At 41.0% G+C, this 23,462-nt stretch carries 28 protein-coding genes; 27 read left to right on the top strand and 1 reads right to left on the bottom strand.

Features of this window, described 5'->3' with window-relative positions:
* Positions 1 to 7: 7 nt before the first annotated feature.
* The 24 genes from lptC (at position 8) to JWG41_RS03095 (ending at position 19,566) form a co-directional block, all read left to right on the top strand.
* Entirely contained in the window at positions 8 to 553 is a 546-nt protein-coding gene (gene lptC, locus JWG41_RS03210; protein ID WP_205268514.1) for an LPS export ABC transporter periplasmic protein LptC, read from the top strand.
* The gene (locus JWG41_RS03205) at positions 550 to 1,887 is read left to right on the top strand and encodes an LptA/OstA family protein (protein ID WP_205268513.1); all 1,338 of its coding nucleotides are present in this window, start codon (positions 550 to 552) and stop codon (positions 1,885 to 1,887) included. Before lptC ends, JWG41_RS03205 begins: the two co-directional genes overlap by 4 nt.
* A gap of 55 nt (positions 1,888 to 1,942) precedes the next feature.
* The gene (gene lptB / locus JWG41_RS03200; RefSeq protein WP_205268647.1) at positions 1,943 to 2,650 is read left to right on the top strand and encodes an LPS export ABC transporter ATP-binding protein; all 708 of its coding nucleotides are present in this window, start codon (positions 1,943 to 1,945) and stop codon (positions 2,648 to 2,650) included.
* A complete protein-coding gene (gene rpoN, locus JWG41_RS03195; protein WP_205268512.1) occupies positions 2,651 to 4,072 on the top strand; it encodes an RNA polymerase factor sigma-54 in 1,422 nt (473 codons plus the stop codon).
* A gap of 4 nt (positions 4,073 to 4,076) precedes the next feature.
* Positions 4,077 to 5,045, top strand: coding sequence for an HPr(Ser) kinase/phosphatase (gene hprK / locus JWG41_RS03190; RefSeq protein ID WP_205268511.1), 969 nt, complete (start codon positions 4,077 to 4,079; stop codon positions 5,043 to 5,045).
* The gene (locus JWG41_RS03185; protein WP_205268510.1) at positions 5,020 to 5,295 is read left to right on the top strand and encodes an HPr family phosphocarrier protein; all 276 of its coding nucleotides are present in this window, start codon (positions 5,020 to 5,022) and stop codon (positions 5,293 to 5,295) included. The genes hprK and JWG41_RS03185 overlap by 26 nt, the downstream gene beginning before the upstream one ends.
* On the top strand, positions 5,285 to 7,108 hold the full coding sequence (locus JWG41_RS03180; RefSeq protein ID WP_205268509.1) for an LIC_11548 family sensor histidine kinase: 1,824 nt from the start codon (positions 5,285 to 5,287) through the stop codon (positions 7,106 to 7,108). The genes JWG41_RS03185 and JWG41_RS03180 overlap by 11 nt, the downstream gene beginning before the upstream one ends.
* Positions 7,108 to 8,460 (top strand): sigma-54-dependent transcriptional regulator, encoded by a 1,353-nt coding sequence (locus tag JWG41_RS03175; protein ID WP_205268508.1) that lies wholly within the window; start codon positions 7,108 to 7,110, stop codon positions 8,458 to 8,460. Before JWG41_RS03180 ends, JWG41_RS03175 begins: the two co-directional genes overlap by 1 nt.
* A gap of 1 nt (position 8,461) precedes the next feature.
* Positions 8,462 to 9,280 carry a hypothetical protein gene (locus JWG41_RS03170; RefSeq protein ID WP_205268507.1) on the top strand — a complete coding sequence of 273 codons (819 nt, stop codon included), beginning with the start codon at positions 8,462 to 8,464 and terminating at the stop codon, positions 9,278 to 9,280.
* A 1-nt stretch (position 9,281) separates the two neighbouring features.
* Entirely contained in the window at positions 9,282 to 11,234 is a 1,953-nt protein-coding gene (priA, locus tag JWG41_RS03165) for a replication restart helicase PriA (RefSeq protein WP_205268506.1), read from the top strand.
* Between the two features lie 11 nt (positions 11,235 to 11,245).
* Entirely contained in the window at positions 11,246 to 12,214 is a 969-nt protein-coding gene (fmt, locus tag JWG41_RS03160) for a methionyl-tRNA formyltransferase (RefSeq protein ID WP_205268505.1), read from the top strand.
* Entirely contained in the window at positions 12,211 to 13,230 is a 1,020-nt protein-coding gene (locus JWG41_RS03155) for a PASTA domain-containing protein (protein WP_205268504.1), read from the top strand. Before fmt ends, JWG41_RS03155 begins: the two co-directional genes overlap by 4 nt.
* A gap of 1 nt (position 13,231) precedes the next feature.
* The gene (rpe, locus tag JWG41_RS03150) at positions 13,232 to 13,894 is read left to right on the top strand and encodes a ribulose-phosphate 3-epimerase (RefSeq protein WP_205268503.1); all 663 of its coding nucleotides are present in this window, start codon (positions 13,232 to 13,234) and stop codon (positions 13,892 to 13,894) included.
* Positions 13,895 to 13,941: 47 nt separating this feature from the next.
* Complete coding sequence (rpsP, locus tag JWG41_RS03145) at positions 13,942 to 14,199, top strand: 30S ribosomal protein S16 (protein ID WP_002987273.1); 258 nt, start codon at positions 13,942 to 13,944, stop codon at positions 14,197 to 14,199.
* A 7-nt stretch (positions 14,200 to 14,206) separates the two neighbouring features.
* Positions 14,207 to 14,437, top strand: a complete 231-nt coding sequence (locus JWG41_RS03140) for a KH domain-containing protein (RefSeq protein WP_002974362.1) — start codon at positions 14,207 to 14,209, stop codon at positions 14,435 to 14,437.
* Complete coding sequence (gene rimM, locus JWG41_RS03135) at positions 14,427 to 14,963, top strand: ribosome maturation factor RimM (RefSeq protein WP_205268502.1); 537 nt, start codon at positions 14,427 to 14,429, stop codon at positions 14,961 to 14,963. Before JWG41_RS03140 ends, rimM begins: the two co-directional genes overlap by 11 nt.
* Positions 14,953 to 15,606 (top strand): tRNA (guanosine(37)-N1)-methyltransferase TrmD, encoded by a 654-nt coding sequence (gene trmD, locus JWG41_RS03130; protein ID WP_205268501.1) that lies wholly within the window; start codon positions 14,953 to 14,955, stop codon positions 15,604 to 15,606. The genes rimM and trmD overlap by 11 nt, the downstream gene beginning before the upstream one ends.
* Positions 15,607 to 15,614: 8 nt before the next feature.
* The gene (gene rplS, locus JWG41_RS03125; RefSeq protein WP_205268500.1) at positions 15,615 to 16,058 is read left to right on the top strand and encodes a 50S ribosomal protein L19; all 444 of its coding nucleotides are present in this window, start codon (positions 15,615 to 15,617) and stop codon (positions 16,056 to 16,058) included.
* Entirely contained in the window at positions 16,055 to 16,756 is a 702-nt protein-coding gene (locus tag JWG41_RS03120; RefSeq protein ID WP_332461276.1) for a ribonuclease HII, read from the top strand. The genes rplS and JWG41_RS03120 overlap by 4 nt, the downstream gene beginning before the upstream one ends.
* On the top strand, positions 16,737 to 17,390 hold the full coding sequence (locus JWG41_RS03115) for a hypothetical protein (RefSeq protein ID WP_205268499.1): 654 nt from the start codon (positions 16,737 to 16,739) through the stop codon (positions 17,388 to 17,390). Before JWG41_RS03120 ends, JWG41_RS03115 begins: the two co-directional genes overlap by 20 nt.
* Positions 17,387 to 17,647 (top strand): EscU/YscU/HrcU family type III secretion system export apparatus switch protein, encoded by a 261-nt coding sequence (locus JWG41_RS03110; RefSeq protein ID WP_205268498.1) that lies wholly within the window; start codon positions 17,387 to 17,389, stop codon positions 17,645 to 17,647. The genes JWG41_RS03115 and JWG41_RS03110 overlap by 4 nt, the downstream gene beginning before the upstream one ends.
* A gap of 34 nt (positions 17,648 to 17,681) precedes the next feature.
* Positions 17,682 to 18,869, top strand: a complete 1,188-nt coding sequence (locus tag JWG41_RS03105) for a cyclic di-GMP phosphodiesterase (protein ID WP_205268497.1) — start codon at positions 17,682 to 17,684, stop codon at positions 18,867 to 18,869.
* Positions 18,870 to 18,899: 30 nt separating this feature from the next.
* Positions 18,900 to 19,262: a YraN family protein gene (locus JWG41_RS03100; protein ID WP_408611701.1), complete on the top strand. Its 363-nt coding sequence runs from the start codon at positions 18,900 to 18,902 to the stop codon at positions 19,260 to 19,262.
* A 103-nt stretch (positions 19,263 to 19,365) separates the two neighbouring features.
* Positions 19,366 to 19,566: a hypothetical protein gene (locus JWG41_RS03095; RefSeq protein WP_039937918.1), complete on the top strand. Its 201-nt coding sequence runs from the start codon at positions 19,366 to 19,368 to the stop codon at positions 19,564 to 19,566.
* Here JWG41_RS03095 and JWG41_RS03090 read toward each other — a convergent pair whose 3' ends face one another.
* Positions 19,567 to 21,012: an ATP-binding protein gene (locus JWG41_RS03090; protein WP_205268495.1), complete on the bottom strand. Its 1,446-nt coding sequence runs from the start codon at positions 21,010 to 21,012 to the stop codon at positions 19,567 to 19,569. It lies immediately after the preceding gene.
* Positions 21,013 to 21,132: 120 nt separating this feature from the next.
* Here JWG41_RS03090 and JWG41_RS03085 point away from each other — a divergent pair, with 120 nt between their 5' ends.
* The 3 genes from JWG41_RS03085 to JWG41_RS03075 all read left to right on the top strand — a co-directional run bounded on the left by JWG41_RS03085 (position 21,133) and on the right by JWG41_RS03075 (position 23,462).
* Positions 21,133 to 21,501 (top strand): type II secretion system-associated lipoprotein, encoded by a 369-nt coding sequence (locus JWG41_RS03085; protein ID WP_205268645.1) that lies wholly within the window; start codon positions 21,133 to 21,135, stop codon positions 21,499 to 21,501.
* 111 nt (positions 21,502 to 21,612) lie between these two features.
* Positions 21,613 to 22,518, top strand: coding sequence for a peptidoglycan DD-metalloendopeptidase family protein (locus tag JWG41_RS03080; protein ID WP_232373644.1), 906 nt, complete (start codon positions 21,613 to 21,615; stop codon positions 22,516 to 22,518).
* A 29-nt stretch (positions 22,519 to 22,547) separates the two neighbouring features.
* Positions 22,548 to 23,462: a general secretion pathway protein GspC gene (locus JWG41_RS03075; protein ID WP_205268493.1), complete on the top strand. Its 915-nt coding sequence runs from the start codon at positions 22,548 to 22,550 to the stop codon at positions 23,460 to 23,462.

Here is a 23,462-nt window from a genome sequence, read left to right as displayed (position 1 = left end):
ACCTTTTATGATGCGAAGGTTACTCGTTCTTTTCTTTCTTTTGACAATTGTTAGTTGCAAAGATAAGGAATACCTTCGCGTCGAAACTGAAAAAGAATCGGGTTCTATGGTTTCTATGAGAAACTTTTCTCGTTCCTCTTATAAAGAATCTGGGGAACTCGAGTGGAAATTAAAAGGTGCGGAATCTTATATATTTCCCAAAGAAAACAAAACGATCGTTTACGGTTTTGAATTCAAACAATTAGAGAAGGGAAATGTAACTTCTGCCATGACGGGCGACCGAGGTGAAATCAACCATTCCACAAAAACAGTTGTCCTTAGTGGAAAGGTTCGGTTAAAAACGAGTGATGGTAAATACATCGAATCAGAATCCTTAACTTATAATTTAGATGAAAAAACCTTAGCTTCGGAAGATGATGTCCTCGTTTATTCCGATGGAACCACCATTCGCGGGAAAGGTCTTCGGGCTGATAAAAGTTTGAACAAATTTACCATCATCCAACCGAAAGCTGTGACTGTGGGGGGAAGTAACCCGCTTAAGGAAAAACAATGAAAAAACAAATTCTTTTTTTTCTATTTGTTGGTTCTATCCTTAGGGCAAATCCATCACCTATACCCGTGTTATATGGTTCCGAAGATCTTTTAAAAAAAGAAAATTCGGTTTTCACTCCGGAGAAAAAAAAAGATAAAAATGATAAAATCCCTGTGCTCTGGGGAGGAAGTAGCCTAACGCAAGAAGAACGTACCATCAATGGAATTCCTATGAAGGTATATATCTTAGGTGGTGGGGCTTATATTATGCACAAAACCATCAAACTGAGTGCGAGAGAAATTGAAATCATTGGGGAAGATGCTCTTGTTGGAAATTTGAAAGGTCAGGTCATCGTCGAAGACTTTCAAAATGGGGTCACACTGACTGCCTCAAAAGGAACTTATAATAAAATGGCAGGGACTGTCAGTTTAGAAAACAATCCCGTTCTTGTGCAAAAGAAAGATGGAAAGGTGGTTCGAATCCACTGCCAATCCATCGTTCGTTATTTGGAAGAGGCAAAAACAAACTTAGCGGGAAAGGTAGTCGTAACTTCCGACGAATTTCAAGTGTTTGGTGAGGATGCTGTTTTTTCTGAAAAAGAAGATCGGATTGATCTTGCAGGAGAACCTTTTTTGTTTTCCGAAAATCGTTTTCTCATTGGGAAAACTCTCAGTTATTTTGTGAAAGAAGGCAGTATCCAATTGGATGGGGATGCGACCATTTACCAAGTATCGTATGAAAATAAAAAAGACAAAGAAAAGGATACCACGACCAAAGAACGTGTGGTGACTTTATTTACAGGAAAAACTTTAACTCACCAAAATAAAGGTAAAGAAACTCTTACCTCTATGAATGGGGACGCTTTTATGTATAGAAAGACCTCTGAGTTCAAAGCCAATCTTTTAGAAAGTCGTCGTAATAATAAAGATATCAAAGCAACGGGGAATGTAAGTTATTTGGATCGTGAAAACGCCTATAGAATGGAAGGTGGTCTTTTGTCTTATGATAAAGAAAAAGGATACTCCTATCTAACGGAAAGTCCTCGAATTGTGTTTTTAGATAAAAAAGAATTGAATGAACGTGGGCAACTAACGGCAGTTTTTTTGGAACGGTTTGATGAACGTTTCGAAACTGTAGCTCGGGGTGATGTGCAAGTAGAAACACAAACTGCCACAGCAACCGGTGAATTTGCAACTTATTATGAAAAAAGGGATGAATTGGTTTTAGAAGGGAATCCGACTCTTGTAAAAGACAACACCAAAGTTTCCGCGGGAAAAATCATCCTCTTTCCTAAATCGGACAGAGCCTATCTGACAGATGGACTTAAGGTAATACCGAATGGCGAAAAAAAGTAAAACAGCAACTCAAACTGCAAAAAAAGAAATCGATCCGAATATAAAAACGTTTCGGATGGAGAATCTTGTAAAAATCTATAACAAGCGTAAGGTTGTAGATGGTGTTAGTTTTTATATTCAAAAAGGCGAAATTGTTGGCCTTCTTGGCCCCAATGGTGCCGGAAAAACTACAAGTTTTTATATGAGTGTTGGGTTTGTGACACCTGACGAAGGTCATGTGTTTATTGATAATGAAGACATGACCAAAGCACCCATGCACATTCGAGCCCGTATGGGTGTGGGGTATTTAGCCCAAGAAGCCAGTATCTTTCGTAAACTGACAGTTGCCGAAAACTTAGAAGCCATTTTGGAAACCATGAATCTTCCTGGTGATGAAATCATTCGCCGTCGGGATGAACTCCTTATGGAATTACAAATCATGCGTGTGGCCAACCAAAAGGGATATACTCTTTCTGGGGGAGAGAGAAGGCGCTGTGAAATTGCAAGAGCCCTTGTCACCAATCCCGACTTTATCCTTCTCGACGAACCTTTTGCTGGTGTGGATCCGATTGCGGTGAAAGACATTCAGAATGTAATCCAATCCTTAAAAGATAGAGGTCTTGGGATTTTGATCACAGACCACAATGTAAGAGAAACGTTAAAAATTACTGACAGAGCCTATATCATGTACAGTGGTCGGATTCTTATTTCCGGAACTGCGGATGATTTGGTCAGCGATCCAGAAACAAGACGAATTTACTTGGGTGAGGATTTTAAACTATAAATGAAACTCGGGGCTTCACTTTCACAACGCCAAACGCAAAAATTAGTGATGACCCAGGACTTACGTCAGTCCATCGAACTTTTGTCTTTATCTACTTTAGAACTTTCTGATAAAATCCAAAACGAACTTCTGGAGAATCCACTTTTGGATGAAGTGGGTGTGGATGAAAAAACGAAAATGCCGGAACTTTTTTCTATCGATGAAGTAAAACGATTAGAAAAATTGAATCACGAAAAAAGTACCGATGTGAATTGGCAGGACTCCTATTCTTTGGAAGGCCCCAGGTCTTATGATACAGAAGCCAGTGACAGAAATCAAAAATACATTGAGTCATCCACTCGCGGCGAAACCTTAGAAGAACATTTGTTAAACCAATTGAGAATGATCAAACTGACTAAGTTAGAGTTTGAAATTGGAGAAGTCCTGATCAGTATGATCGATGATAAAGGTTTTATCACCGATGATTTGGGCATCGTTTCCAAGGAAATGGGCTATCAGGAATCAAAGGTTAGGCGAGTTTTGCAAGTAGTGAATGAGCTGGATCCCATCGGGATTGGTGCGAAGGATATGCAAGAAACCCTTCTCATTCAAGGCAAAATTCTTTTTCCAGATAACACACTTTTACACCAATTGATCGGTGAATTTTTATCGGACTTAGAAAAAGTTGATTATAAAAAAATTGCCAAAAACCTAAAAATCACTGAAGAAGAGATCCTAACTTTAGCAAGACTGATTAAAAAATTAGAACCTTATCCTGCGACAACTTACCAGGGAAGAAAAGTTGATTATGTGGTTGCAGACGTAGTTGTCAAAGAAGTCGGAAATGAATTTAATATTTTTATCAATGATGAGTGGTTGCCAAAACTTTCGATCCAAGAAGAATACCGTGAACTTTTAAATCATAAACTCCCTCCCAAAGAAAAGGAATATTTTCAAACCAAATACAGTTCGGCACAGTGGCTCATTCGTTCCATCCAACAAAGAAGACAAACCTTACAACGTGTGGTGAGTTGTATTATCGATTTTCAGGTGGATTTTTTCAGGGGTGGGATTGGGTTTATCAAACCTCTCACTCTAAAAGAAGTCGCAGAAAAGTTAAACCTACATGAATCTACAATTTCTCGCATAACAACAAATAAATACATTCAAACCACTTGGGGTATTTTTGAACTAAAATGGTTTTTTTCTTCTGGGGTTAAATCCGCAGAAGGTGGAAAAGAAAGTTCGAAAAAAATCCATGAAATCATTCGAAATTTGGTCAAAGACGAAGATGAAAACAATCCATTGTCCGACCAAGATATCGTTGAGCTTATGGAGAAAAAAGGAATTGAAATTGCCCGTCGGACAGTTGCAAAGTATAGAAAGGTTTTACGAATCCTTCCTTCCAATGAAAGGAAACGGATTAGTTCTCTAAAGGGGTAAACCAATGCCAGTTCCTGGAATCACAGTAGACACAATTTTAAGAGATCATGAAGATCTCCAATTGATTTTGGTCACCGGTGAAGCCGGACTTTCGAATCGTATCAACAATGCGGAAATCAATCGCCCCGGTCTTTCTTTAACCGGGTTTTTTGATTTTTTTGCCAATGACCGCATTCAGATTTTAGGTAAAGGAGAATGGGCTTATCTCAATTCTCTCTCCGAAGAAAAACTCCACGAGATCACCGATAAATTTTTTGAATTCCATTTGAATTGTATCATCTATACACATGGGAATGAACCACAAATTCCTTTTGTGGAAAGAGCCAAATCGAAAGGGATTCCGCTTTTCAAAACAGAAATTGCAACACATAGATTCATCACTCTTATCTCTCAAATTTTAGACAGAGCCCTGGCTCCAAGAACCATGCGCCATGGAGTTCTGATTGAAGTTTTTGGAATTGGAACTTTACTCACAGGGCGATCTGGTGTTGGAAAAAGTGAAACAGCACTCGAACTGATTGAACGAGGTCACAGGCTTGTAGCAGATGATATGGTTGAGATTCGGCGCTTAAGTGAAAGTTATTTGATTGGATCTTGTTCCGATTTACTACGTCATCATATGGAAATTCGAGGTCTTGGAATTTTAAACATCAAAGATTTGTTTGGCGTTGGATCTGTCAGAGATCACAAACTCATTGAACTCATTATCAATTTAAAAGAATGGGAAGAACAAACTTCCGGCGATTATGAAAGAACAGGGATCGAACAAAGTATGGAAGAGATCCTCGGTGTTTCTGTTCCCTATATCGAAATTCCTGTCAAACCAGGAAGAAACATTCCTATCATTGTAGAAACAGCAGCTATGAACCAAAGACTCCGAAAAATGGGGAAAAACAGCGCTAAAGAATTTTCCAATAAACTAAATACCTATATCCAACAGAGTTCCATTGAAACAAATCCAATTAAAGATTAGAGAAGACAGTAGTGGATTGCATGCAAGACCTGCTTCCTTATTTGTAAAGGTTGCGGCAAGTTTTCCTTGTGAGATTTTTGTTCTCAAAGATGACATCGAAGTGAATGGAAAATCCATTATGGGTCTTATGATGTTGGCCCTAGGCCCAGGTTCCATATTTTTTGTAAAGGCCGATGGGAAACGAGAAGAGGAGGCGCTTCTTGCTTTAGAAGCATTAGTTGGCCGCAATTTTGAAGCCAATGCCACTTAAATTTTTAAAAATCCTTCCGCGTTTGTCTGATGAAAACAGATATTATTTACGAGATATCTTTATCTTTTTCCTTACTTTGGGAATCTCCATCGGTTTTTCGGAACTTGTCTTTTTTAGGCAAGAGGAGGACATCTCATTTTTTTCCAAACTGGATACCTATGTTTTTATCCTCATTCCATTCTTTATCCTTTCTTTAATCTTAAGTTATGTCTATCGCAATCGCCGTAATAGAGAAACAGGAAAAATTCGTAGTTCCATTCGATATCGCCTAACACTAGCCTTTCTCTTTGTGGCACTTGTTCCCTCACTCCCTATTTTTATTCTTTCTTCGAATCTTACAGGAAGGCTCATCGAAGGTTTTTACCGAGTGGATATTTCCAATGCCCTTCGGTCAGCAAATTTGATTGTACAAAATGAAGAAAAGGAAATTGAATCCGAATTTTTCGAAAAAGTAAATATCCTGCGATCTAGGTTGTCTGGGCTAAAACCTGATAGTTATACGGTATTCCAAAAAGGGGTTGAAAACGGACTCTTTGAAAAAAACGAATATTACTTAGGATTTGTGGATTCGGGAAGACTGGGTTTTGAATCTAAAGGACTCTATCATAAGTTGGAGCGAGTAGAATTCTTGGAATCCAAACGTTCAGGAATTTTTATCGGTCGGTTGTATCTATCGGACCGGTCATATATCCTTTGTAAGTTTTTTTTAGATGAGAATACGGAAGTTTATGTAGGGCAAAGAATTCATCAAGGTATGGAGGCAGATGTCCAAAACATTGTGAATGCCACTTCTACTTATGAGAAGGTCAGTCTCTGGAAAGAGAAAATTCCCTTTAGTGTTCGTATGACCATTGCATCCTTTTCCTTTGCCATGTTTCTCATTGCTATTTTATTTTCCTTCCTGTTTGCTCGTAGAATATCTAGACCCATCATTAACTTAGCCAATGCCACGAAGAAAGTATCCCTCGGTGAATCCGATATTCGATTGGAAAAAACAGAAGAAGGGGAGATGGGAATTCTCATCGACAGTTTCAATCAAATGGTGAGTGATTTGAATGCTAAGTCGGAAGAACTCATGCATACACAAAGGATTGCGGCTTGGAAAGAAGTGGCCCAACGTATGGCCCATGAGATCAAAAACCCCCTAACGCCCATTCAATTGTCGGCTCAAAGAATCCAACGTAAATTTCAAAACCCTAAATCGGTAAATTTGGAATCTGTAATCTTCGATGCGACAGAAACCATCATTGGTCAGGTTCGTGTTTTGGAACATTTGGTAAAAGAGTTTAGCGAATTTGCTCGGATGCCGGTACCTGTTCTCATCAATCAAAAGTTAAATCCAATTTTAGAAGAGGCAGTGGCACTTTTTAAAGATACAACAGACATTGACTTTGAACTGAAACTCGCAGAAAATTTACCTGAAGTTTTTTTGGATAAACGTTTGTTTTTAGGCGTTGTTAATAATTTGATTAAAAACGCAGTGGAAGCAATCCTCTATGCTGAAAATTCCAAGGAAGAACTCGATATTTTGAGTCCCAAACGGAAAAAAATTCGGATCATGTCTAAATTACAAAAGAAGGCACTTCGAAAATCCATTGTAATCGAAATTGATGATTCTGGCCCTGGGTTAAAAGAAGAATGGAAAGAAAAAATATTTGAACCTTATTTTTCGACCAAGGAAAAACATGGATCAGGAATTGGACTTGCTATTGTTCAAAAAACAATCATTGACCACCACGGACATATATCCGTCGAAAGTTCTAAGTTAGGTGGATGTAAATTTAGAATCGAACTTCCTTTGGATAATCATTAATGCAAAAGCTAATCTACATTTTAGATGATGAAACAGAAATTCGAAAATCCTTACGGGTAATTTTGGAGGATGAAGATTATTCTGTGGAAGATTTTGCCAACGGGAAAGCTTTACTCAAAGCTTTATCTAAGGAGAGGCCTTCTCTTGTATTACTCGATGTATGGGTGGGGAAAGAAGACGGACTGACGATTCTCGGTGAGTGCAAAAAACTGTATCCTGGTCTACCCATTGTAATGATTTCGGGACATGGAACGATAGAACTTGCGGTCAATGCCACCAAAAAAGGAGCCGTAGACTTTTTGGAAAAACCACTTTCGATTGAGAAAGTCATCCAAACGATTGAATCCTCATTAGAAAAAACGAAGGACAGTGAAATTCCAGAATTCCAATTAGAAGTGGATGAGATTTTAGGGGAGTCTTCTTCTATTAAAAGACTTAAATTTGCTATTTTTCAGGCCGCACAAACCAATGCTCGTGTTTTCCTATTTGGTGAAAATGGAACAGGTAAGGAACTTACCGCCAGAGCCATCCATCAAAACTCAAAAAGAAAAAAAGAACCATACATTGAGTTCAATTGTGCTGAGTATGCAGAAGATATCTTAGAACAAGAGTTATTTGGGTTGGAAACTCTCGGAACAAGTGAACCAAATGAAATCAAAATTGGGAAATGGGAAGCCGCCCAAAATGGAACTCTATTTTTAGATGAGGTCTGTGACATAAGTCCCGCTCTGCAATCAAAAGTATTAAAAGTTATCCTCGAACAAAAGTTAGACCGAGTGAATGGGAAAGAAAATGTGCCGGTGGATGTCCGAGTCATTGCTGCCACCAATTCCAATGTGGAAGAAGCCATTCGCGAAGGTCGGTTTCGAGAAGATTTATATTATGCACTCAGTGTCATTCCCTTGGAACTTCCCCCGCTCAGAGAGAGAAATCAGGATATACCTTTGTTAGCTGAATACTATTTAAAAAAATCGATTCAGGAAAACAATCTTTCTCCCAAAACGATTGATCGGGAAGGTCTCGACGCGTTGAATACACATTTTTGGCCAGGAAATGTCAGAGAACTTGGAAATATCTTAGAACGACTCAGTATTCTCGTTCCAGGCGAAACGATCCGAGCCAAGGATGTAAAGGAAGCCTTACATGGATTCAAAAAAGCCAATGAGATGGTGGCCCGTGGGGATTTGAAACATGCCAAAGAAGAATTTGAACGCCAATACATCATCAAAACTTTACAAATTTGTGAGGGAAATGTGACGAGGGCATCCAAAGCTTTGGGAATTGAACGTACACATTTATACAGAAAATTACGTTCCTTAAATATTTCTATGGATCAGTTGAACGAAGGTTAGTATGGATCAAAAATCAATTTTAGAACGCTTTACTGACATTCTAACAGAGGCTCGGTTTTTAATTCAAAATAAATCTGTTTCTGTATATAGATTCCAGGAAGAGAAGGATCCGAATGATTATGGATTTCCTTGGAAATCGAAAGTTCCCGAATCTTTAGAAATCCAGAAAAAACAACAAAAAGAAAACCAAAGAAAGAATAAAGACTTAGTCAATTTTTCTTGTACTTTTTGTCAGGGGAAACTCAGTGGGGTCCGTCAATTTTTACACAAAGGAAGAAAACCAGTCCTTGTTCTCCACTATACGGGGGCCACAAATCCCAAAGAAAAACCATTTACGAAAACAAAACCCAACCAAATTTTCAAAGACAAACTAACGGAGTCAAGTTGGGGAGAACTCGTACAAAAAGTATTTGGGTTTTCCTTTGAAGAATTTTTTTACCAAGAATACCCGGCTTGTACATTTTCTCATACAGATTCCAAAGAAACAGATTGGACCACTCGGGTAGAAAACTGTAAATTTCATGTTAAGGAAACTGTCGAGGAATACGGAATCAAAATGATCGTGATTCTCGGATCTTCCGCAAAACTTTTGTTTGGAGCCGAAAAAGCAAAAGAACTTTTAGGAAAAGAAATCCAGTGGGATTTATCTGGCCTTTCTATTCCGATTGTCACTACGAGATCTCCGGAAGCCCTTGTTTTTCTAGGAGAAAAGGCAAAAAAATCCGATTCCGAAACCAATCTTTTCCAATACGGAAAGGAAAAACAAGACTTGGAAGAAAGTTTTATTTCCCATCTATCACTTCTAAAACCTTATCTCTAGTATGATCCAGTACGCGGAAGTTGCCCTCAATCTATCTTGGGAAAGTGGAACTCTTACCTATGAAATCCCACAAGAGATAGAGAATTTGGAGCGGGGAGTTCGGGTGCTTGTTCCTCTGAATGGAAAGGAATGGGAAGGGGTTGTGACAGGGATTCATTCGAATGAACCTAATTACGAAACGCTTTCGATTCTAAAGTCCATTGATTCGGAACCGGTGCTTACCGAAGAACAATTGGATCTAGCGCAGTGGATGGCCGATTCCTATTTGTCGTCTCTCGGTGAAGCTTTGTTTTTGATGGTTCCGAAAGGAAAAAAACGAAAAAAACAAAATCCATCCCCGGTCCAAATCCATACTGAGTTATTACATCCTTTGAATGTTTCCCAAAACAAAGCCCTAGAAGAAATCAAAACAGGTTCCAAATCCAACACACATTTGTTATATGGAATTACGGGAAGCGGAAAAACAGAAGTGTATCTACATCTGATGGCAGAGGTTTTGCAAAAGCAAAAAGGTTCCGTGATTTTTCTTGTACCGGAGATTTCTTTGACCTATCCCACGATTGCAAGGATTGAACGGATTTTTCCGGGGCAAGTGGCAGTATTACATTCGCATCTACGAACCTCCGAAAAATTTCAGAACTACTTAGATTTAAAGGAAGGAAAGAAACGGATTTGTATCGGGACTCGTTCGGCAGTATTTGCCCCTTTGTCTGATATCTCTTTAATTATTTTAGATGAAGAACATGACGGCTCTTATAAAGAACATGGCTCTCCTCGGTACCATGTCCGCCAAGTTGCCTTACAACGAATTTTGAAAACAAACGGTAAACTTTTGTTAGGTTCAGCAACTCCGAGTGTGGAAATTTATTACCTTGCAAAAGCTGGACAAATTGGCTATTCGGAACTGAAAGAAAGAGCCAATCCCCATGCCTCACTTCCTACTGTAGAAATTACAGATAAAAAGGAAGATAGTGACCTTCTTTCCGGGGACTTGCAGTTTAAAATTGCCGACAGGTTAAGAAAAGAAGAGCAAACCATCATCCTTCTCAACCGGCGAGGGTACAATCCGTTCATTTATTCCACTACCACAAAAGAATTCATCCATTGTCCCAAATGCACTGCGACTCTTTGTTATCATTCTGACAAAACGGTTCGTTGCCATCTTTGTGGTTATAAATCTAGTTTACAAAGTCTCAAAGCAATTCATGGGGAAGACTTGGATCTTTTTGGAGCGGGAACACAAAAATTAGAAGAGTATTTACTTTCTCATTTTCCAAAAGCTAGGATCGAACGATTGGATCAGGACAGTTCGAAAAACAAAGAGGTCACTCGTGATGTACTCGAGAAGTTAGGGGAAGGAAATTTGGATATTCTTACCGGAACCCAAATGATCGCCAAAGGTTTGGATTATGCCAATGTCACCCTTGTGGGAATTCTCAATGCCAACCATGGACTCGGGGTTCCTGATTTTCGCAGTAGTGAAAGAACTTATTCTCTCATTTCACAAGTTGCTGGTCGGGCGGGCAGGGGAGAAAAAAGAGGAGAGGTTCTCATCCAATCGAATGATCCCGAACATCCCGTGTTAAAGATGGCCATGGAACAAAACTATCCTGCTTTTTTTGAATGGGAACTAAACTTTCGAAGGGATATGTTTTACCCACCTTTTTCTCGTTTGGCGAGACTTGTTTTTCGTTCCAAATACGAAGAAATCGCAAACAAACAATCCGTTCTGTATGCGGAAAACTTAAAAGAAAAAATGGATGAATCGGTAAATCTCCTCGGACCAAGCCAATGCCCTTTTTACAAAATAGATAATAACTATAGGTATCATATTTTATTAAAATCAAAATCCATCACTACCTTACGAAATCTTTTACGCGAAACAAAATCAAAATTTAAAGTCGATTCCAAATGTTATATTGAATACGATTTGGATCCTCTGGAACTTGTATAATAGGAAATACTATGAAACTTTCGATTGGATACTTTGGATCCCCCGAACATTCTAAAGAATTACTTTCCCTTTTGCTGGATGCGGGAATCACAGTGGATTTTGTTGTCACAAACATTGACAAACCCGTGGGACGAAAACAAATCATCACGCCCACTCCTGTAAAAGAATTGGCACTCACCAAAGGAATCCCCGTCATCCAATCCCCGAAACTAAGAACGGATGAAGAGGCCCAAAAACAAATTTTATCTTACGGATCTCCCGTTCATATTGTCTATGCCTATGGGTCCATTGTTCCAGAAATTGTATTCCAGGATCCTAAGTTTGGTAGCATCAATCTCCATGGAAGTCTCTTACCGAAATACCGTGGCGCCTCTCCCGTCCAAAGTTTTCTTTTCAGTGGAGAGGAGAGTTCTGGATTTACGATTCAGTACTTAGCCAAGGAAGTGGATTCGGGGGATATCATCTCGCAGAAATCTTGGTCTGTGGGCCCTTTGGAAACGACGGCTTCTCTTTTGCAATCCATCACGAACGAGGGAGCGGTGGAGCTGATTCGTTTGTTACGGGAATTGGAATCCACAAATACCCAATGGAAATCAAGTCCGCAAAATGGAAGCGAAGCCACGCATTGCAAAAAGATCACCGCAAGTGACCGTCCGATCCAATGGACAGAACCGGCAAAGAAAATCCACAACCGCATCCGTGCGCTCTATCCTGATCCTTTGGCTGTGACCGAGTTTCGGGGAAAAAAACTCATCCTCTTTTCCTCAGTTTTGCCGGATTCCGAGCCAGTACCCATTCCCATACCGGACGGGCTTGCTCCCGGTTCCTTTTTCCTATACCAGAAAAAAAGACTTTTCTGCCTCTGTGGAGACGGAAACCTGCTTGGTATAGACACCTTACAACCCGAAGGGAAAAAACCCATGAAAGGATTTGAGTTTTTCAATGGGGCACGGGTTTTAGCCGGAGAATCATTTACGTGAAAGAAAAGTTTCTAAAAATCCTACCTTACAGTGGTTATGTTCTATTTGTTGGTTTAGGGCTCCTTGTTTTTTTTGTGGCAGCCTTCCTTGTGGTCGTAGTTCGAACCAAAGAAGAACAAAAGGTAATGATGCCTTATGTGATTGGAAAAAACTACATTGAGGTTCATAATGAACTCCAAAGACTCCAACTCAAAGTTCGTTTGGAAACACAAAGAATTCCTGAAAAAACAGATGGAATCATTCTTTCGCAATCCATTGATCCTGGAAAGGAAGTGGAAGCGGGATCTAAGCTTTATCTCACAGTTAATATTGGATTTGATCGAGTTGCCATCCCTGATGTCAAAGGTCAGGATTTAAAACGTGCCAAAGCCATTTTAGAAAAGGTATTATCTGGGGAAGTGTACGTTCCTTTACAAATCGGTGGGATCACTTATGTGCCTGCTGTTGGGGATGAACCTGCTGACACCGTCATTGACCAAATTCCAGCTCCAGGAAAAGAAACTCATTCCGGCGAGAAAATCTATTTACTCGTCACCGAAGCCAATCCAGAAAAAATATCCAACCAATCCGTCAATGAACCAACAGACTCCACAAAGTTTGTGGGAACTCCCGTTCCCTTTGTCGTGGATTATTTACTCCGTAAAAAAATTCCCTATCGTTTGAAAGAAACCACCAAACCAGAGTTTCGCGACCTACATGGCCTTGTTTCTTCTTTTGAAATCAAACCTACGGGTGCAGAAGTGGGTGCTTTCTTTTTAAAACCATCCGAATCATTCGTTCAAGATTATGAATTTCTTGAGTATGAAGTAGACGATGATGATCTCTATTCGGCTAAAGTGAGTTACACGAAGCCAGGCGAAGATACGGAAGTCGAAAAAGAAATTCTAATCAGCCAAAGCTTGAAAGAAGACGAACCAGTCCGTTTTCTCATCCACCGAGCGGGAAACGTTAAGGTTACCTTAACCGGTAAGGAAACGGGTGTGGCAAAGGTTTGGAAACTCAAAGGAACTTATTAAGATGAAAATTTCAGCCTCAATCCTTGCTGCAAAACTTACAGGACTTTCTGCGGAACTTCCTACATACAAACAGGAAAATATCGATCTCATCCATATCGATGTGATGGATGGAAACTTTGTCCCTCAGATTTCCTTTGGAGAGGCCTTTACCAAAGAAGTGAAGTCGCATACGGGGATCCCACTCGATGTACATCTCATGGTAAGTAATCCCGAACTCCATGTTCCCAAATACTTTGACTTAAGTCCGTATTGTATTACTTTTCATATCGAAACCACGAATTTCTCAGTGAGACTCGCAGAAGAGATCCGAAAGGCGGGAATCAAAGTGGGGGTTTCTCTAAACCCGCAAACACCACCGGAATCTATTTCGCAAATCCTTCCTTATTTGGATCTTGTTTTACTCATGACAGTGGATCCTGGATTTTACGGGCAATCCTTTGTGAAATCGGGTTTTGAGAAGATAGCCGCGGTTCGTAAACTCACAAAACCTTACAATATTGAATTGGAAGTGGATGGGGGTGTGAACGAATCCAATATGGAAGAGCTCGCAAGGCTCGGTGTGGACATCACAGTTGTGGGATCTGGTCTCTATAAAACAGGGGATCCGAATGCACAGGGCAAAAAATTAAAGGATCTCGCAGCAAGTGCAAGAACTCGCTCTTGACAGATCGTCCCGATGCAAAAAACTCGCTATAAAAGGGGTATTTTTCCTTGGTTAAATTAAGATTACAAAGAACGGGAACAAAAGCAGACCCGCACTATCGCATCGTAGCAGCTGACATCCGTGCTCCACGTGACGGAAAGTTCATTGAAGCGATTGGTCACTTTCACCCATCAACTTCGTCTGTGAAAAAAGCAACTTTCAATGAAGAAAAAACTATTTCTTGGTTAAAGAAAGGTGCGCAACCGACAGATACAGTTCTTGCTCTTTTGAAAAAAGACGACGTTTGGGCAAAATTCAAAGGTTAATTGATACATGGAATCCTTAGTTCGTTATATCGTTACATCTCTCGTTGACCAACCAGAACAAGTGGCAGTCAACCAAGTGCCCGGAGAGGAAGAAACAGTGATCGAACTTCGGGTAGCAGCTAAAGACCTCGGGAAGGTTATCGGAAAAAACGGAAGGATTGCGAAATCTTTACGAACTGTGTTACAAGCCGCCGGTACCAAACAAGGTAAAAACTATACTTTAGAAATTGTCGACTAAACCAAGTTTAGTGAAAGTGGGGGTCATCGGATCCTCACATGGAATCAAAGGGTTCATCAAACTGTTTACAGAAGGTGACACCCTAAGTTCCGCAAAAGCTCCGCTCACCTGCACCGTAGAAGACACTCGCGGAAATCAGTCCCAGATACATATCGAAGAAATCAAACAGAATGGAAATCATTACCTTCTGAAGCTGAAAGGTTATGAAACGCCCGAAGCAGTTGTCAAATACCGGGGATTTTCACTTTTATGGAAAAGAGAAGAACTTCCCAAACCAAACGCTGACGAAATCTATTCTGAGGATTTGGTGGGCCTTCTTGCCATATCCAAAGAAACCAATACATCTCTGGAATATACGGTCACACAAGTGATCGACAATCCCGCCCATCCCATTTTGGAACTGAAACCCAAGTCTGGCGAGGGAGAAACAGTCCTCATTCCCTTCCTCAACCGGTTTGTGGGAAATTGGAATTTAGAATCTAAAACTTTAGAAATCATCGAGTGGGAGCAGTGGTTTGAAGTTTAATTTCATCACTCTGTTCCCAGAAAAAATCACATCCTATTTTGAAACCGGAATTCCGGGTAAGGCTGTCAAACAAGGTGTTGTGGAAATCAACACTGTCCACCTGCGCGACTTTGCCGACAACAAACACCAAAAGGTAGACGACACCATCTACGGAGGTGGTCCCGGAATGCTTTTGCAAGTGGGACCGGTCTATCGTGCCTTAGAATCGCTCGGCGAAAACAAAGGAAAGGTCATTCTTCTCAGTCCGTCGGGAGAACTTTTCAACCAGACCTTGGCCCGGGAGATTTATGAGTCCTCGGAGACTTTGACCTTTATTTCCGGCTACTACGAAGGGGTCGACCATCGTGTCACAGAGCATTTAATTGACAGGGAAGTGGCCATTGGAAACTATGTTATTTCATCGGGGGATTTAGCTGCTCTCGTTGTTGCGGATTGCCTTTCTCGGTTTGTTCCGGGGTTTTTAGGAAAAGAAGAAAGCCTTCTCGAAGAGTCGCACAACGAAACAGAAGAATTAGAATACCCTCAGTATACAAAACCCTATGATTTTATGGGTTGGACTGTTCCAGATGTGCTCCTTGGGGGCCATCATGAAGAGATCCGGAAATGGCGGCAAAAAAACCGCAAAACAAGAAATCATTCTTAGAGGAAGCCATGAATCAGATTCTAGAAACAGCACTCGCAGGCGAAGCAAAGAACGAACTTAATTTCGAAATTGGTGATACTGTAAAAGTTCACTACAAAATCGTTGAATCTGGTAAAGAGCGGGTTCAGGTTTACGAAGGTGTTGTGATCTCCATTGCGAATAAATCACAAAGCAAAACGTTTACTGTAAGACGAGTTTCCTATGATATCGGAGTGGAAAGAATTTTCCCACTTCATAGCCCACGCATTGCAAAGATTGAACTCGTTCGTAAAGGATCGGTTCGTCGTGCAAAACTTTTCTATCTCCGTGATAAAAAAGGAAAAGCGGGACGTATCAAAGAAAGAAAAGGCGGTCAAGCGATCGTTGCCAAAGATAAAAAGAGACAGGACGAGGCTTCTAAAGCCGCTCTTGCACAAGCGAAAGCTGCAGAAGCAGAAGCACCTAGCGCATAATTTCTCTTGAAGCGGTCGTCACTCGGCCGTTCTTTCCTGAATTTCAAATTCCTAACCTGACCTGTTATTCACTCGATGAAGCAGGTCGTGGTACACTTGCCGGCCCCGTCTCCATTGGTTGTGTTTCCTTTTCACTCACTACTTTAGAAAAAATCCGAAATGGAGAAATCCTAAAAGGCCTTCGCGATTCCAAAAAAATCCCAGAACCCAAACGATTGGAACTCCGAAAGGAAATCCTCAAATATGTTTCTTACTATCGTGTAATCTTCGTTAGTGCCTCTTTCATTGATCGTTTCAATATCAACCAAGCTATTTTTTATGGAATGAATCGGTCTTTGCCAACGGACTCTAAACAATCGGACTCAAAGAATGACAGGAAGGAAAATAAACCGTATCTCCTTGCTGATGGAAATTACAAACTAAAGATCACAAAACCCATAGAAGGTTACCTCTCACTTCCTAAGGGTGACGATTTGATTCCTTCCATTTCTGCGGCCTCCATCCTTGCGAAAACCTACCGAGATGAATATATGGAAAAAATGGATTCAAAATATCCGGGCTATGGGTTTGCCAAACACAAGGGATATGGAACCGAAGAACACCAGGACGCTCTGCGGAAACTGGGAATTTCTCCCATCCATAGATTGAGTTTTTGTAAATTTCTCCGAAAAGAAGGAAGTGAACCCTCTCTTTTCTAAATTTGTAAAACTTCCCCCAATCACTTCTTTCGGGAAATGGGGAAGCACTACCCAGAATCGGGGAAACCTGTCCTTACAAACCAAACTAACAAATCTTATGGCTCTCGAAGTTCCCCATTTGGGACCTGGAAAAACTAAAAATCTTTTTCAGAGTGCGCAGGCAAAATCCACCTCTTGGATGGAGAACCAGGAGACAGGGGTTAGTTCGTTGAAACCAAAGACACTCTCTCGTTGGGCCTCATGGACAAACCACCAATCAAATTCCAAAACTCTGGAGATCACGGATCTCAAACCCATCTGGAACTATCTCCTCGGAGAAACGGGGTTTTCCGATCTTCTTTCCTACATCCATCCTGATAAAGAAGAGTCTTTACAAATGGTTGTCGAACCGAAGAACAAGGGTTTGGTTCTCTATGTGTTTTGGGAGTCAATGGAAACTGGTGCTATGGGAATCCAATTCCATTACGATCCAGAAAAAGACAAACCCATACTTGTCGAGATCACCACGGAACAATCGATCCAGGGAGAAGAATTTTCCAAACAACTAGCGGGCCTGATTCGGGACTTCCCCCAAATCCAATCGGTGCAAATCGAAACTTGGTCGGAAAGTACCTTTAACGGAGATTATAGATGAAACAAAAAATGGCAGCCCTTGCTTATGATCCGAAGATCCATACGGCACCGAAACTTGTCGCCAAAGCAGAGGGTAGGCTCGCAGAGACATTAATTCGTGTGGCAAAGGAATCAGGAGTTCTTGTCATTCGTGATGAAGTGATGGTGCAAACCTTAGATCATCTCCCTAATGGGAAAGAAATTCCGAGAGAATTATATGAAGTCGTGGCAGCTGTGTTTCGAATCCTTGTTTTAGAGAGACAAAAGAAAAACAATTGAAGTTTCTAAGCTTCTTACTAGAATTTACGCAATTATGCGGAAAATCTCCATACGTGACTTAGAACCTGGCTCGAAGTTTACTAAGTCAATTTACCTAGACAAAGACACTGTTTTTGTAGGTGCCGACCAACCCATCACACAACAAGACTTAGACCGGTTGGTTCAATTTGGGATCACCTTTGTTCTGACAGATGGAGAAAAGGTAATGGCGGATGGAGGGGACAAAACCGCTCCCGGTCAAGGCCCGGGATACTTCGATACCAACCTCCCTTTCTATCAGGATGATGAAAATTCCACACGGTTTAAGTATCTTTTAGAAAAAGCCAATACCACCAAGGTAGAGTTTAACGCAGTTTTTAAAGATTGTTTTGACTTGGTCCAAAAGACCTACCGCTCGGCGTCTGAGGGTCGTTATACGGAGATCAGGGAATTTCGGGAAATTGCGGAAAGGATTGCCGACCATACCAAAGCCAATGCCCAAATTCCTATTTTACTTTTATCACATTCTCATTCCGGTTATTATTTATACACTCATATCTGTTATGCGACATTTTTTTCGGTAATGCTTGGAAACTTTTTGGAGTTTTCCAGACCCAAACTGATTGATTTGGCTCTTGCCTCTCTTTTTGCGGATATCGGAATGGTGACCGTTCCCGAAGAAGTATCCGAAAAAAAAGGAGTTCTTTCCGAACTGGATCTAAAAACCATCAAACGCCATCCAGTGACGGGTTACCAAATCCTCACCCAACGTTTGAAATTAAAGAACTCACTCGCCATCGTTGCCTTACAACACCATGAAGCAGTAGATGGTTCTGGGTATCCGCAGAGGATCCTTGCCAACCAAATTGAAGAGCTCACCAAAGTATTTATGATCGCTGACCAATTTGCAGCGATGATCCACCCAAGACCGTACAGAGGGGCCATCCTTCCTTACGAAGCCATGAAGATCATGATTAGTGAAAACGTGAACCGTTTTGATTTAAAAATGGTAAGACTGTTTTTAAATAAACTATCTATGTTTCCTGTGGGGTCCGGAGTCATTCTTTCTGACCTAAGAATGGGAATGGTCATTGAATCCAATAAAGACAAACCCCTCCGCCCCGTGGTCCGAGTGACAAAAGATGCAGAAGGCAAACGCCTCAAACATTTAGAATTTGTGGATCTGATGAAAGATCTCAATCTTTATATCCAACAAGCCATTCCCTTTTCGCAGATCTATTAATCCCAGCCGCGGAAAGGTCCTACCTTTGGTTTGGAATCTCGTCAGTTGAAAGAAAAATCAAAACTAGGAAAAGCCGGAGAAGGAATTGCCGCAGATTATTTAGAATCGGAAGGGCATTGGATTCTTTTTCAGAATTACCGGAAGGCTTACGGCGAATTAGACATAATCAGTTTTAAGGACGAGACCCTCCATTGTTCAGAGGTCAAAACTTGGAACCTAAGTAGCGGATTTCACCCCTTAGAATGCTTTCATGAGACAAAACGCAGGAGAATGCGGAAGGTATATTACTATTTACTAAAGGAGATTCCAGCCTTTTACCACCTAACACCTTCGTTTAATTTGATCCATATCTCTGAAAAAAAGGAAGTTCGTTTTTATTCGTCAATCTTCTAAATACTTCATCAAGGGATTTTTGTACCGGGCCGATTGATCATGTATCCCATAAGGGAAAACGCTCTCAAGGATGAGAGTTTGATTGTTACAAGGAAGTAACCACATGAAACAATTTAGTATTTTTGGAAATTTAGCAGAAACCGACGAATTTGGGCCAGATCCGGTATTACTCCGGAAAAGGGGGATGGCTTCTACCATTCAGAAGAAATTCGAAAATTACAAAAAAAAGATAGATGATCCAGCTTATATGGATTATGCGATCAATAAAATTGCGATGGAAATCTCACATTTTATTTCAAAGTAATTACCCTAAACTATAAACCCACTGGTAACCGATACAATACTCCACCGCCTCCCAGATGTGTACTTCCTTGGTTCGGGAGGAGAGATTCCAATCAGCAATGGTCCTTGTTAGAGAAATGATTTGTTTTTTCTTTCGTAAGGATAGTTGTCTGGTCCTGGGGTCTGTATCTAAGATTTTTTGAATTTTATTTTCTTCGCCTTCGGGACTCTTCCTGGTTTTCCGAAACAAAAAACGTTCCCCTAAAATATCTTTCATTTTTAATTCTTCTAGTTTGATACACCGATCATTTGTCGTTTCGAATAACGTTTGAAAGATGGTGATCCGATCCAAAAACGCACCACTGATTTTTTGTAAATATAACCGAATCTTTTGCAAGGAACAATGACATGTTTCTGTGCTATGATAATTTCCGCAAGGGCAGGGGTTTGCTGATAACATCAAAGTAAAATCGGTTTTGAGTTTTGTTTTTTCATTCATACGAACAATTTCTAAATACGAATCTTCCATGGGCATCCGTAGACTTTCTAAAATCCGATCTTTGAATTCCAAAGCTTCATCCAAATAAAGAATTCCCCCGCAAGCTTTCGAGATCTCACCTGGTTGGAAGGGAAGGCCTCCACCCACAAGTCCCACTTCCGTTGCCGAGTGGTGGGGAGTGCGAAAAGGCCTTTTTAGACTGGGGATTTCAAACTCGCCGTTAGATGTCCAAATGCCTTGGTCACCCTGGTCTCTCGATTCTTTTGGTGGGAGTAAGGGCTCAAGCATTCTGTGGAGCATGGTCTTTCCTGAACCTGGACTTCCCAATACCAAACTATGGTGGCCTCCAAGAACGGAATAGAGCAGTCCTTGGAAGACTTTCATTTGGTAAGGATCCAAGTGGACCTGGTCCCAAATCACGGAAGGGAAAGTGATTTCTTCTGACTCGGTTCTGTTCGGAGTGACTTCGGGGGGATTTTTTAAGTCTTCCAGATATTCTACAAACTGATACCTTCCCCGAGGTAGAGATTCCTTTTGTAAAGATGTGGGAAGGCAAAAAGAAAGCTCCGTGGACTCAGGGCTTTGCCAAAGGTAGGGTAGAAGTTCCTTTCCTCCGAGTATCCTTCCATCCAAACCCAATCCGCCGAGATAACGAACGGGATAGGGTGGGTTTGGAATTTGGTCTGTGGCAAGAAGGATGCCCGCAGCCATGGCTAAATCCAAACAAACCATTCGTTTGGGGATATGGGCCGGCTTTAAATTGATGATGATGGTTTCTAGTGGGAACTGGTATCCAGAAGCCTCTAAAGCCAAACGGATGCGATCTCTGGACTCTTTTGTGGAAACGGAGGCACAACCTAAAATTTGAAACGCCGGAAGTCCTCTTCGGATTCCTACTTCGACTTGGATTTCTTTGGTTCCATTCCATTCGTATAACAGACTTCCGACTTCTGCGCGTTTGGGGATCACAACGTGATGAGTGCTTAAAAACTCTCTTTTGGGCCAAAAAATAAAAAAGACTTTTCATAATTGAGGCATCATGGTGACTTTTCCTAAGAGTTTGCTTTGAATTGTAGTATCATTCGTGTAATTCCCCTCGTTCTTATCCTTGCGTTCAGTCAATGTTCTCAACGGTTGATCAAAAAAGAAAGATTAAGGGAAATCAATGAATTCTATGATGGAAAGACATATGCCTTACAAGAGGAAATCAAATTCTCTCAAACGGAAGTTTGGAAGAAAGGAACCTTGGTTAAGATCTATATTGAATCCACTCCTTCTCTATTAAAATTGAAGGTTTATCCCATTGCTGACTCCAGAGAGTCTTCTGTGGGAAAATTGGCAGCCTATATCATCAATGATGATGTGAAGAAAAAGCAGTATGATTTGGAAGATATCGAAGAGTGGGTTGGTAAAAAATTCACTCTCGTGGAAGCCAATGTCAAAAAAACAAAGAAATAAAGGTTTGGGATGTCGTCATTGTCGCAAGTAGTTCGTTTTCATTCTTTCTTTGTTTCTTGTTCAAGATTCTTCCCCCCAAGTCCCGATATTCTGATAGTGAAGATCTTCCGGTTGGTAACAATTTCCCTTTTGGTTCTTTCTGGAACTCAAGTTGTAGCCAATCCATTTCAAAAAATCCATTCTGAAATCAACGAAACACTTCCCGGCGGTGAATCAGGGATGTTTCGTCTCTTTGGCTCCCAATCACAAGAAGCCGAAATCCATAAACTCTTTTCCGTTGGTGTCAATGCGGCTTCCGATGAGGAAGAAGTAGAGCTTGCTTCTCTCGATTTACCCAAATACATCGATGTCTCTCCTGTTGTGAGTAATACAGTCGTTCACGAATCCGGTATCATCATCAAAAAATATGCAGTCCAAAAGAAGGACAATCTTTCTAAGATTGCTCGTTCCTTTTCCATTGAACTCGCAAAACTCAAAAAACACAACGGGCTTAACTCGGACCAACTCAAAATTGGTCAAGTTTTGGAAGTTCCTGTGCAAGTGAAGAATGCATCTTCATCCCGAGTGGTTCTTAAAAAAATCTTTATTATGCCGGTTCCGCAAAGCCGAGTGACATCTCGGTATGGAAGGAGAGTGGATCCTTTCAATAAATACAATCGTGTGTATCATACAGGCCTTGATCTGGCAGCGAAAGTCGGAGCTCCTGTGCTTTCTTCTGCAGATGGAGAAGTGGTATTTACGGGTCGCAATGGTGGGTATGGAAATTCCGTCACCATCCAACACAAAAACGGTTATAAAACAGTTTACGCCCACTGTTCCCAGATTTTAGTTGAGGTTGGGGAAACGGTGAAGATGGGTCGTGTGGTTGCCCTTGTCGGAAGGACAGGAACAGCAACAGGAGCACATCTGCATTTTGAAGTGTTTCGAAACGGGAAGATAATGAATCCTGAATCGGCTCTAAGCATCACGGAAAAACAAGTCACCAAACTCCCTAAATCTGAAGTAGCCGGAATGTAGTCGGAGCCTTTCTCCGATTTGTGGGGAGCATGAATTTAATCCTTCAAAGAATCCAATCGAGTCAATTTTTGACATTGATTCCGGCAGTTTTACTTTTTTCCTTTTCTCTTGCTTATCTGTTAAAGCTTGTCCTTTTGCTTTTGTTTTCTACAGAAACAGGGATTAGTGCCGCAGGCAATGTAAGACCCAAACAAATGCGCCAAGAAGTCATTTTGGCGGTAAGCACTTACGAAGATATCGTTACCGGAAATTTAATCCGAGGCCAAGTCTATGATCCCAATGATGCCACCAAACGAGGGGCAGATGGGGCACCTCTTGATCCTGAAATTGCTCAGGACAATGGGGACGATGACCAAATGCTCATTACAGGAACACTTTCCGGACATTGGTCTTTTGCTCGAGTGACCATTCGGGAAAAACAAAATAACGATTCAGAAGAGTATGGAACCGGTGAGATGGTGGGTGGTTATAAAGTCCAGACCATCGAACAACATTATGTGGTCTTAAAAAAAGGAGGCCTTAGCCTCCGTGTCAATATTGGCGAAACACCGGCTCAGGCTAAAGAACGAATCCGACCGAAAGATGCTGCGGCCGTTTCCAATTTAGGACCTTCTAGCCAAACGGTTCAAAAAGTTCTTTCCCGTGAGGATGTGAATCGAAAACTGAAAGACCCGAACACCATCTATAAAAATGCAAGGTTTGGCCCTCATTTGGTAGACGGAAAGATCGAGGGTTACAAGATCTATCAGGTGGCAAAAGACCATGTGTTTTATTCCCTCGGCGCACGCGGTGGGGATATCATCAAACGAGTCAATGGAATGCCACTCAATGAAACAGAGAAAATGTTGGAAATTTGGGGTTCGATCAAACAAGCCCCGAAAATTACAGTGGATTTAGAGAGACAAGGCAAAATAATCACATATGAATTTATCATTCGGAATTAA

It is taken from the genome of Leptospira chreensis (genome assembly GCF_016919165.1).
GTDB lineage: Bacteria > Spirochaetota > Leptospiria > Leptospirales > Leptospiraceae > Leptospira_A > Leptospira_A chreensis.
Note: the sequence above shows the minus strand (reverse complement) of the source record. Positions and strands in the feature narration are given on the sequence as shown.

What these genes read in the sequence shown, in the direction of transcription:
- lptC (WP_205268514.1), top strand. Translation starts at nt 8, where the DNA reads ATGATGCGAAGGTTACTCGTTCTTTTCTTTCTTTTGACAATTGTTAGT.
- JWG41_RS03205 (WP_205268513.1), top strand. Translation starts at nt 550, where the DNA reads ATGAAAAAACAAATTCTTTTTTTTCTATTTGTTGGTTCTATCCTTAGG.
- lptB (WP_205268647.1), top strand. Translation starts at nt 1,943, where the DNA reads ATGGAGAATCTTGTAAAAATCTATAACAAGCGTAAGGTTGTAGATGGT.
- rpoN (WP_205268512.1), top strand. Translation starts at nt 2,651, where the DNA reads ATGAAACTCGGGGCTTCACTTTCACAACGCCAAACGCAAAAATTAGTG.
- hprK (WP_205268511.1), top strand. Translation starts at nt 4,077, where the DNA reads ATGCCAGTTCCTGGAATCACAGTAGACACAATTTTAAGAGATCATGAA.
- JWG41_RS03180 (WP_205268509.1), top strand. Translation starts at nt 5,285, where the DNA reads ATGCCACTTAAATTTTTAAAAATCCTTCCGCGTTTGTCTGATGAAAAC.
- JWG41_RS03175 (WP_205268508.1), top strand. Translation starts at nt 7,108, where the DNA reads ATGCAAAAGCTAATCTACATTTTAGATGATGAAACAGAAATTCGAAAA.
- JWG41_RS03170 (WP_205268507.1), top strand. Translation starts at nt 8,462, where the DNA reads ATGGATCAAAAATCAATTTTAGAACGCTTTACTGACATTCTAACAGAG.
- priA (WP_205268506.1), top strand. Translation starts at nt 9,282, where the DNA reads ATGATCCAGTACGCGGAAGTTGCCCTCAATCTATCTTGGGAAAGTGGA.
- fmt (WP_205268505.1), top strand. Translation starts at nt 11,246, where the DNA reads ATGAAACTTTCGATTGGATACTTTGGATCCCCCGAACATTCTAAAGAA.
- rpe (WP_205268503.1), top strand. Translation starts at nt 13,232, where the DNA reads ATGAAAATTTCAGCCTCAATCCTTGCTGCAAAACTTACAGGACTTTCT.
- JWG41_RS03140 (WP_002974362.1), top strand. Translation starts at nt 14,207, where the DNA reads ATGGAATCCTTAGTTCGTTATATCGTTACATCTCTCGTTGACCAACCA.
- rplS (WP_205268500.1), top strand. Translation starts at nt 15,615, where the DNA reads ATGAATCAGATTCTAGAAACAGCACTCGCAGGCGAAGCAAAGAACGAA.
- JWG41_RS03110 (WP_205268498.1), top strand. Translation starts at nt 17,387, where the DNA reads ATGAAACAAAAAATGGCAGCCCTTGCTTATGATCCGAAGATCCATACG.
- JWG41_RS03105 (WP_205268497.1), top strand. Translation starts at nt 17,682, where the DNA reads ATGCGGAAAATCTCCATACGTGACTTAGAACCTGGCTCGAAGTTTACT.
- JWG41_RS03095 (WP_039937918.1), top strand. Translation starts at nt 19,366, where the DNA reads ATGAAACAATTTAGTATTTTTGGAAATTTAGCAGAAACCGACGAATTT.
- JWG41_RS03075 (WP_205268493.1), top strand. Translation starts at nt 22,548, where the DNA reads ATGAATTTAATCCTTCAAAGAATCCAATCGAGTCAATTTTTGACATTG.